12 protein-coding genes and 1 pseudogene are annotated in these 10,628 nt (G+C 75.5%); 10 read left to right on the forward strand and 3 right to left on the reverse strand.

Annotation, left to right across the window (positions count from 1 at the left end):
- Positions 1–23: 23 nt before the first annotated feature.
- The 8 genes from clpS (at position 24) to ACFYE3_RS11210 (ending at position 5,904) form a co-directional block, all read left to right on the forward strand.
- Positions 24–362 carry an ATP-dependent Clp protease adapter ClpS gene (clpS, locus tag ACFYE3_RS11175; protein ID WP_387609051.1) on the forward strand — a complete coding sequence of 113 codons (339 nt, stop codon included), beginning with the start codon at positions 24–26 and terminating at the stop codon, positions 360–362.
- Entirely contained in the window at positions 362–922 is a 561-nt protein-coding gene (locus ACFYE3_RS11180) for a DUF2017 domain-containing protein (RefSeq protein ID WP_368820164.1), read from the forward strand. The genes clpS and ACFYE3_RS11180 overlap by 1 nt, the downstream gene beginning before the upstream one ends.
- A gap of 115 nt (positions 923–1,037) precedes the next feature.
- A complete protein-coding gene (gene murI, locus ACFYE3_RS11185; protein ID WP_387609054.1) occupies positions 1,038–1,973 on the forward strand; it encodes a glutamate racemase in 936 nt (311 codons plus the stop codon).
- A 60-nt stretch (positions 1,974–2,033) separates the two neighbouring features.
- Entirely contained in the window at positions 2,034–2,861 is an 828-nt protein-coding gene (locus tag ACFYE3_RS11190) for an MBL fold metallo-hydrolase (protein WP_387609057.1), read from the forward strand.
- Positions 2,862–2,917: 56 nt separating this feature from the next.
- Entirely contained in the window at positions 2,918–3,703 is a 786-nt protein-coding gene (rph, locus tag ACFYE3_RS11195) for a ribonuclease PH (RefSeq protein ID WP_368820161.1), read from the forward strand.
- On the forward strand, positions 3,696–4,340 hold the full coding sequence (rdgB, locus tag ACFYE3_RS11200; protein WP_387609061.1) for an RdgB/HAM1 family non-canonical purine NTP pyrophosphatase: 645 nt from the start codon (positions 3,696–3,698) through the stop codon (positions 4,338–4,340). The genes rph and rdgB overlap by 8 nt, the downstream gene beginning before the upstream one ends.
- A gap of 27 nt (positions 4,341–4,367) precedes the next feature.
- On the forward strand, positions 4,368–5,234 hold the full coding sequence (locus ACFYE3_RS11205) for an aminoglycoside phosphotransferase family protein (RefSeq protein ID WP_387609064.1): 867 nt from the start codon (positions 4,368–4,370) through the stop codon (positions 5,232–5,234).
- A 22-nt stretch (positions 5,235–5,256) separates the two neighbouring features.
- On the forward strand, positions 5,257–5,904 hold the full coding sequence (locus ACFYE3_RS11210) for a 3'-5' exonuclease (RefSeq protein ID WP_387609067.1): 648 nt from the start codon (positions 5,257–5,259) through the stop codon (positions 5,902–5,904).
- Here ACFYE3_RS11210 and ACFYE3_RS11215 read toward each other — a convergent pair.
- Positions 5,873–7,003, reverse strand: a complete 1,131-nt coding sequence (locus tag ACFYE3_RS11215) for an ADP-ribosylglycohydrolase family protein (protein WP_387609070.1) — start codon at positions 7,001–7,003, stop codon at positions 5,873–5,875. The two genes, ACFYE3_RS11210 and ACFYE3_RS11215, sit on opposite strands and share 32 nt — an antisense overlap.
- 70 nt (positions 7,004–7,073) lie before the next feature.
- On the opposite strand from ACFYE3_RS11215, the gene ACFYE3_RS11220 reads away from it, so the two are divergent.
- Both ACFYE3_RS11220 and ACFYE3_RS11225 read left to right on the forward strand, forming a co-directional pair.
- Positions 7,074–8,069 (forward strand): aquaporin, encoded by a 996-nt coding sequence (locus ACFYE3_RS11220; protein ID WP_387609073.1) that lies wholly within the window; start codon positions 7,074–7,076, stop codon positions 8,067–8,069.
- 286 nt (positions 8,070–8,355) lie between these two features.
- On the forward strand, positions 8,356–9,663 hold the full coding sequence (locus ACFYE3_RS11225; RefSeq protein ID WP_387609076.1) for a hypothetical protein: 1,308 nt from the start codon (positions 8,356–8,358) through the stop codon (positions 9,661–9,663).
- A 51-nt stretch (positions 9,664–9,714) separates the two neighbouring features.
- Here the strand turns inward: ACFYE3_RS11225 and ACFYE3_RS11230 are convergent, their stop codons facing one another.
- Both ACFYE3_RS11230 and ACFYE3_RS11235 read right to left on the reverse strand, forming a co-directional pair.
- The gene (locus ACFYE3_RS11230; RefSeq protein ID WP_387609079.1) at positions 9,715–10,455 is read right to left on the reverse strand and encodes an MBL fold metallo-hydrolase; all 741 of its coding nucleotides are present in this window, start codon (positions 10,453–10,455) and stop codon (positions 9,715–9,717) included.
- A pseudogene (locus tag ACFYE3_RS11235) lies at positions 10,452–10,628 on the reverse strand (S-(hydroxymethyl)mycothiol dehydrogenase); the annotation flags it as partial. The pseudogene ACFYE3_RS11235 and the gene ACFYE3_RS11230, both read right to left, overlap by 4 nt.

Consider the following 10,628-nt stretch of genomic DNA (forward strand, 5'->3'; position numbering starts at 1 on the left):
GCACTCGCTACGATGGACGGACCATGCACTGCGCTACTCCCGCCGCCGCCCGCCCCGCGGCCACCGCCACCCCGGAGACCGGCACCCGGCCCACCGGCGCGACGTCCGTGGCCACGGAGACCGACACCCCGTGGAACGTGGTCGTGTGGGACGACCCCGTCAACCTCATGAGCTACGTCACGTACGTGTTCCGCTCCTACTTCGGCTACCCGGAGGAGAAGGCCCGCTCCCTCATGCTGGAGGTCCACCACCACGGGCGCTCCGTGGTGGCCAGCGGCTCCCTCGAGGAGGCCGAGACCCACACCGCGGCGATGCACGGCTTCGGGCTGTGGGCCACCTTCGAGCAGGCGGGGGGCCACTGATGGCGCAGGGCTTCCGGTCCACCCGCCGGGGCATCACCGCCCGCTTCGAGGAGCCCGAGAAGGAGCTGCTGCAGAAGCTGTTCGCGGACGTCGCCCAGGCGCTCGCCCCCGAGCAGCCGGCCTCGGAGGACTCGCTCGAGCGGATGCTGGGCGTGTCCGGGGACGCCACCGTCCCCGACGACTCCGCGCTCCGGCGCCTGCTGCCCGACGGCAGCCTGGACCCCGAGCGGGCCGCCGAGTTCCGCCGGTACACGGAGCGGGGGCTGCGGGAGACCAAGCGGGGCGTGCTGAAGCAGGCGGCCCTGGCGCTGGAGGCCCAGCCCGTGCGGCTGGACCCCGAACAGGCGCAGGCCTTCGGCCAGGCCCTCAACGACGTGCGGCTGGTGCTGGCGGACCGCCTGGGGATCCGCAGCGAGGCCGACGCCGAGCGCGTGGGCCGCTACGACGACTGGTCCGCGATCGAGGACGTCGAGACGTACATGTCGCTCCTGTACAACTTCGTCTCGTGGCTGCAGGAGACCCTCATGGAGGCCCTGCTCCACGACCTGCCCCGGGACTGACCTGCCACGACACCCCGCGGGGACCCCGCCCCGACGGGGGGTGACGCGCATCACGGCGGCACGGCCGCGGCGCGGTTTGGGGCGGCGGCACGCCCGGGACTACGCTCTTGTCGATATGCAGGATGACGATGTCTTCGGGGCCGGCGGCCGGGCCGCACGGCGCCCCAACCCCGGTTCACCCATCGGCGTGTTCGACTCCGGGGTGGGCGGTCTCACCGTGGCCCGCGCCATCATCGACCAGCTGCCCCACGAGGAGATCGTCTACGTGGGCGACACCGCGCACGGGCCCTACGGGCCGCTGCCGATCGCCGAGGTCCGCGCGCACGCCCTGCGCATCATGGACGAGCTCGTGGACTCCGGCGTCAAGCTGCTGGTGATCGCCTGCAACACGGCGTCCGCCGCGGTGCTGCGCGACGCCAGGGAGCGCTACACCCGGGTCTACGGGATCCCCGTGGTGGAGGTCATCCAGCCGGCGGTGCGCCGAGCGGTCGCCTCGACCCGCAACGGCCGGATCGGGGTCATCGGCACGGAGGCGACGGTCGGGTCCCGCGCCTACGACGACACGTTCGCCGCCGCGCCCCACCTGCGGATCGATTCGGTGGCCTGCCCGGCGTTCGTCGACTACGTGGAGGCGGGCGTCACCACGGGGCCCGGCCTGCTGGCCACGGCCCAGTCCTACCTGGACCCGCTGCGCGAGGCCGACGTGGACACCCTGGTGCTGGGCTGCACCCACTACCCCCTGCTCACCGGGGTGATCTCCTACGTCATGGGCGATGCCGTCACGCTGGTCTCCAGCGCGGAGGAGACCGCCAAGGACGTCTACCGCGCGCTGGTCGGCCACGGGCTCGAGCGGGACCCGAGCCTGCCCGCCCACCACGAGTTCCTCGCCACCGGGGACGCCGCGTCCTTCGAGGTCCTCGCCCGGCGGTTCCTGGGGCCGGAGGTCGCCCGCGTCCGGCACACCAGCTCCGTGGCGGAGCAGTACCCCACGGGCTCGCTCGCTCGGATCACCCCGGAGATGATCGGGGGCACCGGCCCGTCCGCGCCCTGAGCAGCTCCGCGGCCGGTGCGGCCGCCGTCCCACCGGTACTCCCTGGAAGGCACACGCTCCATGAAACTCACCATCGTCGGATGCACCGGCTCCTTCGCGGGGCCGAACTCCCCCGCCTCCTGCTACCTCGTCAGCGGCGAGGACGCCGAGGGGCGGACCTGGCGCATCCTGCTGGACATGGGCAACGGCGCCCTCGGCGTGCTGCAGCGCCACATGGACCTGCACGACATCGACGCCGTGCTCGTCAGCCACCTGCACCCCGACCACTGCATCGACCTGGCCGGGCTGCACGTGGCGATCAAGTGGGACCCGCGGGGCTGGGGCCGCCCCCCGATCCCGCTGTGGGCGCCCACCGGCCTCCACGAGTACCTCAGCAGCACCCACGGGCTCCCCCCGGAGCCCGGGATGCACGGGGAGTTCGACTTCCACACCTGGGTCCCGGAGGAGCCCGTGCGGGTGGGGCCGTTCGCGATCACGCCCTTCCTCGTGGAGCACCCCACCCCCGAGCCGTACGCCCTGCGCATCGACTACGACGGGGTCACGGGCCCCAGCACCCTTGCCTACTCGGGGGACACCGACGCGTGCGAGGGCCTCGTGCACGCCGCCCGGGACGCCGACGTCTTCCTGTGCGAGGCCGCCTACCACGAGGGCCGCGACGACGCGCTGCGCGGCATCCACCTCACCGGCCGGCGCGCCGCGGAGGCCGCCCGGGACGCCGGGGCGCGCAAGCTGCTGCTGACGCACCTGCCGGTGTGGAACTCCCCGACGCGGGCCGTCGAGGAGGCCCAGGAGGTCTTCGAGGGCCCCATCGGGGTGGCCCAGCCCGCCTACACCTACCCGATCGTCCGCCGGGGCAGCGGGCGTCCCGCCGCCGCGGTCGGACCGTGAGCCCCGCCGCCGGCGATCGGGCCGAGCCCGCGGAGCCGCGGGGTAAGGTGGAGCACATGGATTCCCCCGTCGACCAGACCGCACCGGCCCCCTCGACCCCGGGGGCGACCCGGTCGGACGGCCGTTCGCCCGGCGAGCTGCGGCCCATCACGATCACCCGCGGCTGGTCCCAGCAGGCGGAGGGCTCCGCCCTCATCGAGTTCGGCAGCACCCGGGTGCTGTGCACCGCGTCCGTGACCGAGGGCGTCCCGCGCTGGCTCAAGGGGGAGGGCCGCGGCTGGGTGACCGCCGAGTACGCGATGCTCCCGCGGGCCACCTCCACCCGGTCCGCCCGCGAGTCCGTCAAGGGCAAGATCGGCGGGCGCACCCACGAGATCTCGCGGCTCATCGGCCGCTCCCTGCGCTCGGTCATCGACCTCTCCGCCCTGGGCGAGAACACCGTGGTCCTCGACTGCGACGTCCTCCAGGCCGACGGCGGGACCCGCACCGCGGCCATCACGGGCGCCTACGTGGCCCTGGCCGAGGCCATCGGCTGGGCGCGGGCCGAAGGGCTCATCGCCCGCCGCGCGCAACCGCTCACCGACACCGTGGCCGCCGTGTCCGTGGGCATCATCGACGGCGTGCCGATGCTCGACCTCCCGTACGTCGAGGACGTCCGGGCCGAGACCGACATGAACGTGGTGGTCACCGGGTCCGGCGACTTCGTGGAGGTGCAGGGCACCGCCGAGGGCGCCCCCTTCGACCGTGCCGAGCTCGACGCCCTGCTCGACCTCGCGCTGGCCGGCTGCGCCCAGCTCACCCAGATCCAGGTCGAGACACTGCGCGAGGCCGACGATGGGTGAGCACGACGGCGCCCGGGTGGTGCTCGCCACCCACAACCGGGGCAAGCTCGCCGAGCTGCGGGACCTGCTCGCGGCCGCGCTGCCCGGAGCCGACGTCGAGCAGCTCGTCGTGGACGCCGCCGCGGCGGGCGCCCCCGACGTCGTCGAGGACGGCACCACCTTCGAGGCCAACGCCCTGCTCAAGGCCCGCTCCGCGGCCGCCGCGACCGGGCTCGTCGCCGTGGCCGACGACTCCGGCCTGGCCGTCGACGTGCTGGGCGGGGCCCCGGGGATCTTCTCCGCGCGATGGTCCGGCCGGCACGGCGACGACGCCGCGAACCTGCGGCTGCTGCTCGCCCAGCTCTCCGACGTCCCCGACACCCACCGCGGGGCACAGTTCGTGTGCGCCGCCGCGCTCGTCACCCCGGACGGCCACGAGCACGTGGAGACCGGGACCCTGCGCGGGACCCTGCTGCGGGAGCCCGTGGGGGACGGCGGCTTCGGCTACGACCCCGTGCTGCGCCCCGACGGGCTCGGCCGGACCTGCGCGGAGCTCACGCGCGAGGAGAAGAACGCCATCAGCCACCGCGGACGCGCAATGCGGGCCCTGCTCCCGCACCTGCTGGCCGCCGTCGATCCCGCCGCCGTCCCCGACTGACCCACGTCCGAACCGAGGAATCTGACCATGCCCTGGTCGCAGCTCCACCACCTGCCGTTCGCCGGCGCCGTCGAGTCCGTGCTTCGCGAGGCCGGCATGAAAGCCGACCCCAGCCAGTGGGAGGTGCACGCCGGCGGGTCCGCCCACGTGGTGGTGAACGTGGGTCACGTGATCTCCGTGCGGATCGCCAAGAACGCCACGGTGTGCGAGCACGTCCATCGCCGCACGGAGGTGCTGCGGAGGCTGCCCCGCTTCTCGTTCGCGACCCCGCGGCCGCTCACCGGCGTGGTGGTCTCCCACGGCTACACCGGGGTGGGACTGACGTGGCTGCCCGGCCACCCGCACCCGCCCGGGCACGGGGACCCGGCCGTGCTGCACCGGGTGCTGACCGAGCTGGCGGAGGTCGACACCTTCGGGTTCGCGCGCTACCTCGACCGTCCCGGTCAGCACTGGGGCGGGCACCGGCGGCGGCACGTGCTCCTCGACGAGGTCATCCCGCGGCTGCTGCCCCGCAACCAGGAGGCCGCCCGGCGGGCCGTGGCCGAGCTCGCGGCGCTGCCCACCGTGGTGCCGACCCTGGTGCACGGGGACCTCATGGGGCACAACATGCTGTGGGACGGTGACGAGCTCACGGGCATCATCGACTGGGACCACGCCTGCTTGTCCGACCCCGCGCACGACGCCGCGTCCCTCGGGCTGTGGTACGGCTGGGACACCCTGCGCGCCGCCGTCTCGGAGAGCGTGTACGAGCGGGCCCGGCTGCACGCGCGCACGTTCCCGCTGCAGGCCGTCGCGTACGCGCTGCACCACGACCTCGACACCGCCCAGGTCAACCAGTCCATCGCCCGCGCCGACGACTGGATCGAGACCAATCTGCGCGGCGTCTCCGCCTGAGCGGGGGCAGTAGGCTGTTCCGGTGCCGTTTCCCGCTTCCCCCGACACGACCACCGTCCGGCCCGCCGCGGACCCGTCGTCCCTCTCCTTCACCGCCATCGACTTCGAGACCGCGAACCGGTTCATCGGCTCGCCGTGCGCCGTGGGCCTCGTGCGGGTCCGCGGCGGCAGGGTGGTGGCGGAGCGCTCCGCGTACATGCGGCCACCGCGCACCCGCGCGGACTTCGACCCCGGCAACACCCGCATCCACGGGATCACCGAGCGCACGGTCGCGGGCCACCCCGGCTTCGCCGAGCTGTGGCCGCGGATCGAGGACTGGATCCTGGCGGAGGATCCCGACGAGCTCGTGGTCGCGCACAACGCCGCGTTCGACATGGGGGTGATCCGCGCCGCGTGCGCGGAGACGGACACGCGGCACGCCCCGCTGGCGTACGCGTGCAGCCTGGCGCTGGCCCGGCGCGGCTACGACCTGCCGTCCTACGCGCTGCCCCGGGCGGCCGAGGCTGCCGGGGTGCCGCTGCGCCGCCACCACGACGCCCTCGAGGACGCCCGGGCGTGCGCCGGGATCGTGGTGGACCTGGTCCACCGGGCCGGTGCGGGCACCGTCCGGGAGCTGCTCGCCGGCGTGGGCCTGAGCGTCAGGCGGTTGGCAGCGCCCCCACTTCCCTGAGCCAGCGCTCGGCCGTCTCCGCCACCGCGTCCCCGGCGTCCAGACGGGCGCGCCACTCCGGCGGCAGCGCGGCCGTCCCGAGGGCCGCGCCCGTGACGGCCCCGGCGATCGCCCCCGCCGCGGCCGGGTCGCCGGCGTGGGCGGTGCCCAGCTCCACCGCGCGTCGGAACACGGCCCGCGGGTCCCCGGCTCCCGGCGCCTCGGCCTCCGCGCGCAGGGCCGCGCCCAGCCCGCCCGCCAGGGTCTCCGGGGCCGCCCCGCCCGCGCCGAGCAGCCGCGGGAGCGCCTCGGGGTCGAGGTCCTCCCCCCCGGCGGCACGCACGGCGTCGTCGAGCCGGGCGAGGGTCTCGGCCACCGGGCGCGTGAGGTGTCCCGCGGTCTCGCGGGCGGCGGCCACGGCCGCCGCGACCGGCCGTGGCACGCCCTCCCGGCGGGCCCGCACGGCGGCGTGGACCACGAAGCCGTGGACGGCCGCCGCGGACTGCGCCTCGGGGTGCCCGTGGGTCAGCGCGGCGCCGTTGATGGCCAGCGGAGCGAGCGTGCGCCAGCCGACGTGGGGGAGGAGACCGAACGGGGCCGAGCGCAGCACCGGTCCGGCGCCCTTGGCGTCCGGCAGCAGCGGGCGCTCGACCTCGCCCATCCGGCCGGACCGGAGCGCCTCCAGCACCGTCCCGTCGGGCTCCCGCACGGCGTGCAGGGACTCGAGCTCGTCGATCCGGCGGGGCAGGGGCCGCGGCGCCTCGGCCGGGTGGCGCTCGCCCTGGGTGCCCAGCCAGCGCAGGTAGGCCAGCCACAGGCACGCGGTCTCGTCGGCGGCGTGGCCCTGGTTCGCCCACTCGACGACCTCCTGCAGGGCGTCCAGGGTGTAGAGCGTCAGCTGGGTGGCGTCGGAGATCCGCAGCACCCCGGCGGGGCCGCCGGTGCCCTCGGGGCCGGTGGGAGCGTCCGCGCCGGTCGCCTCGGGGCGGCGGTCGGAGCGCACGCGGGCGCCCAGCGCGTCCCCGAGGGCTCCGCCCAGCAGGGCGGCGCGCACGGAGTCGGCGTACTCGGGCCAGGCGGGGTCGAGGCCGGCGTCGGGGGAGAGCAGGGGTGCGGGCATGCGGTCAGTGTAGTCGGCGGCCGACACGGACCCGGGCGGGTTCAACTGCCCTTCAGGGGAGTGTGGTTGCATGGCACGGGCGCCCGGCGCCCCCGCCGGCACGGGCACCCCCGACCGTGCCGCCCCGATCTTCGAGGAGAGCTCCATGAGTCACCACGTTCCCGGCACCACCGCGCGCCCCGGCGCCGACGGTGCCGACAGCGCCGTCCACGACGGCACGCCCGTCGCCCCCGGCTCGGAGGGCCTCGCGGCGCCCGTGCCCGTCGCCGCGCGCAAGGACACCGTGCCCGCCGGCGCCCCGGACGCCGGGTCCGCGCCGGCCCGGTGGGCCGCCGAGTTCGCCGGCACGGCGCTGCTGGTCTTCGCCGGTCTGGGCACGGGCATGTTCGCCACGGAGGTCATCGACTCCGCCCTCGGCTTCGGCCTGGGCCTGGTCGCCGCGATCGTCGCCTTCGGGCACGTCTCCGGGGGGCACTTCAACCCCGCGGTCACGCTCGCCGCGTTCGTGGCCGGGCGCACCCCCGCCAGGGCGGCGGTCGGCTACGTCGTGGCCCAGGTGCTCGGCGCGCTCGCCGCGGCGGGCGTGCTGTGGGCCGTGCTCGCCACCCTGCTCGACTCCTCGACCACCGCGCAGGTCCTCGGCGCGGTGTCCAACGGCTTCGGCGAGAACTCCACCTCCCAGGCCGGGTGGACCACCGTGCTGCTCGTCGAGTTCGTGGCGACCGCCCTGTTCGCCCTCGTGGTCCTGGGTTCCACGGCGCCGCGGGCCAACGCCGTGCTCGCCCCCGTGGCCATCGGCGCGGCCTTCGCGTTCCTGCTCACGATCACCGCGCCGTTCGACGGCGGATCGCTGAACCCCGCGCGCTCGACGGGCGCCGCCGTGGTCGCCGGCGCCGGCCACCTCGGCCAGTTGTGGCTGTTCTGGGTCGCCCCGCTGCTCGGCGGTCTCGTCGCCGGTCTGGTCCACCGTTCGGTGGCCCTGTCGCGGCCGCGCCGCGGCACCGATGCGCTCGCCGCGACCGAGAGCACCCCGGCCGCGACCTCCACGCCCGACCAGGAGCGGTGAGCCCGCGGCCCTGCCGTGTCCGGCAGGGCCGACGGATCGACAGCGGGCGGTTCGTCCGCGCCTCCGACCGGCGCCTCGGCAGGTCCTTCCACGGCAGGGGCGCCCTCGTGGCGCGGCGGGCCGTGCCGCACGGACGGCCGGGCCCCCCGCAGGACGAGGTCCAGGAACCCGGGCCGGATCCTCGGGCACCGCTCACCGCCGGGGGCGACGCTTTCCGTCATCGGCCGAGCGGCGGGGCTAGGCTGGTCCGTGCCCGGCCGCCGTCGGGAGGAAGCGGAGGTACCCCGTGAGCCGTGCGCGCGCCGCCGAGCCCCTCGGAGGCTTCAGCACGGCCGCCCGCTCGCCCCTGGCCGACTCCCGGGAGCTCGCCGCCGTCAGCGGCGCCCTGTACCCCGTGCTGACCCTGCTCGTCCGGCTGCCCCAGACCATGGTCCCGCTCGGCGTGCTGATCACGGTGGCGCTGATCTCGGGGTCCCCGGCCCTGGGCGCCTTCTGCGCCGCCGCCGTGACCTTCGGCTCGGCCCTGTGCGGGCTCGCCATGGGCGCCGCCGCCTCGTGGCGCCGGCGACAGGTCGGCCTGGTGCTGCTCACCCTCGTGAATCCGCTCGCGATGTGGTGGCTCGTGCGCCGGCTCCCGGATCTCGCCGCCGACAGCGGGGCCGCCCCCGCCCAGCTGGTGCTCCCGTGCCTGCTCGCCGGGCTCGTGCTGCCGCAGATGGGCGTGGCGTGCCGGCTGCGCTGGTGGTCCCTGCTGGCCCGGGACTCCCGGGAGGACCTCTTCGACACCGCGCTGCGCCACGAGAGCGTCATGGACGCGCTGGGCACCGTCCTGGCGGCCGCGGTGACCGGCCTCGTCGCCGTGACCCTCGGGCCGGTCGCCGTGCTGGTGCTCGCGGCAACCCTCACGCTCGTGGGCACCACGGTGTTCCTGCTGCACTGCTCCGCCCGTCTGCCGCCGGGGCTGATCCGCTTCCTGCCGCCCGTCGCGGCCGCCCCGAACCGGGCGGCCCGCCGTCGCCGCCGCCGGGCGCGGCAGCTCCGACTGCTCCCCGTGGTGGGGATGGGTGCGCTGGGCGCTCTCGTGGGGTCGACCCTCGGCGCGGTCGTCGTCTTCGCGACCGCCGTGGACGCCGTGATCTCCGTCAGCTGGCTGCACGCGGTCTCCGGGCTGACCTCGGCCCTGGCGGCGGTGGCGGCGTCCGCCCGCACCGAGGAGCTCCGGCTGTGGAACCGATGGGTGGCGGCGTCCGCCGGGGCCGTGCTCGCCGCGATGCTCCTGACGATCCCCGACGACTCCGCGGGGATGGTGGTCGTGCTGGCGCTGGCCGGGCTGACCACCGGCCCGTGCCTGGTGGCGGTCTACGAGATCGCGCGGCTCGTGGCCCCCAGTGACCGCGTCACGGCCCTGACCACGGTGATGACCGCAGTGATGAGCATAGGACTGACGGGAGGTCTCGCCCTGTCCGGGTGGTGGGGGGAGTCCTGGGGCTACCGGAGCGCGGCACTCGTGCCGGTGCTCTCCGCGGCCGCCCTGCTCGCCACGGCCCTGACCTTCGTGCACCGCTGGCGGCGCATCAGCCCCGGCGACCTCTGACCCGCCGGGCCCGGAGGCCCGGCGGGTCAGAGGTGGTCCGGGTGGAGACGGTCAGTGGCCCCGGTCGATCCACTCCTGCAGGTGCGGGGCCTCGGCCCCGATCGTGGTGGTGTCCCCGTGGCCGGGGAGCACCTCCGCGGACTCCGGCAGCGTGAGCAGCCGGTCCCGGATGGAGTCGACGATCGTGGGGAAGTCCGAGTACGAACGGCCGGTGGCCCCGGGACCGCCCTGGAACAGGGTGTCCCCGGAGAACAGCACCCCGCCCTCGCCCAGGTCCGGGGCCCAGAAGCACACGGACCCGGGGGAGTGGCCCGGGGTGTGCAGCGCGGTGAGGGTCGTCCCGGCCACGGTGAACTCGTCCCCGTCGGCGATCGCGGCGTCGAAGGGCGTCTTCGGATAGACCTGCTCCCACAGCACCGTGTCCTCCGGGTGCAGGTGGATCGTCCCGCCCACCTGCCCGGCCACCTCCTTGACGGAGCGGATGTGGTCGTCGTGGGCGTGGGTGAGCAGGACCGCGGTGACCGTGCGCCCGGCGACGGCCTCCACCACCGCGGCGGGGTCGTGGGCCGGGTCGATCACCACGCACTCGTCGTCGTCGCCCACGATCCACACGTTGTTCTCCACCTCCCAGGTCCCGCCGTCGAGGGAGAACGTCCCGGCGGTGACCAGCCGGTCGATGCGGGCCCGGCCGGCGCCCCCGGCAGGCTGCACCGGGACGGCGCCGTGGTCGGCGGGACGGGCGCGCTCCTGGTCGGGCAGGGCCTCGCCGTCGTGGCCGTCGACGGGGCTCATCGGTCGAGCTCCACGACGGAGCGCAGCACCTTGCCGGCGGTCATCCGCTCGAACGCCGGCTCGACGTCCTCGATCGAGATCCGTTCGGTGACGAACCCGTCGAGGTCCAGCCGGCCCAGCCGGTACTGGTCCACCAGCATCGGGAAGTCCCGGGAGGGGAGGGTGTCGCCGTA

The organism is Kocuria arenosa, assembly GCF_042879215.1.
Taxonomy (GTDB): domain Bacteria; phylum Actinomycetota; class Actinomycetes; order Actinomycetales; family Micrococcaceae; genus Kocuria; species Kocuria arenosa.

Bases quoted from the DNA above. Each gene is read 5' to 3' on its own strand.
- clpS (WP_387609051.1), top strand. From the start codon at position 24: ATGCACTGCGCTACTCCCGCCGCCGCCCGCCCCGCGGCCACCGCCACC.
- ACFYE3_RS11180 (WP_368820164.1), top strand. From the start codon at position 362: ATGGCGCAGGGCTTCCGGTCCACCCGCCGGGGCATCACCGCCCGCTTC.
- murI (WP_387609054.1), top strand. From the start codon at position 1,038: ATGCAGGATGACGATGTCTTCGGGGCCGGCGGCCGGGCCGCACGGCGC.
- ACFYE3_RS11190 (WP_387609057.1), top strand. From the start codon at position 2,034: ATGAAACTCACCATCGTCGGATGCACCGGCTCCTTCGCGGGGCCGAAC.
- rph (WP_368820161.1), top strand. From the start codon at position 2,918: ATGGATTCCCCCGTCGACCAGACCGCACCGGCCCCCTCGACCCCGGGG.
- rdgB (WP_387609061.1), top strand. From the start codon at position 3,696: ATGGGTGAGCACGACGGCGCCCGGGTGGTGCTCGCCACCCACAACCGG.
- ACFYE3_RS11205 (WP_387609064.1), top strand. From the start codon at position 4,368: ATGCCCTGGTCGCAGCTCCACCACCTGCCGTTCGCCGGCGCCGTCGAG.
- ACFYE3_RS11215 (WP_387609070.1), bottom strand. From the start codon at position 7,003: ATGCCCGCACCCCTGCTCTCCCCCGACGCCGGCCTCGACCCCGCCTGG.
- ACFYE3_RS11220 (WP_387609073.1), top strand. From the start codon at position 7,074: ATGGCACGGGCGCCCGGCGCCCCCGCCGGCACGGGCACCCCCGACCGT.
- ACFYE3_RS11230 (WP_387609079.1), bottom strand. From the start codon at position 10,455: ATGAGCCCCGTCGACGGCCACGACGGCGAGGCCCTGCCCGACCAGGAG.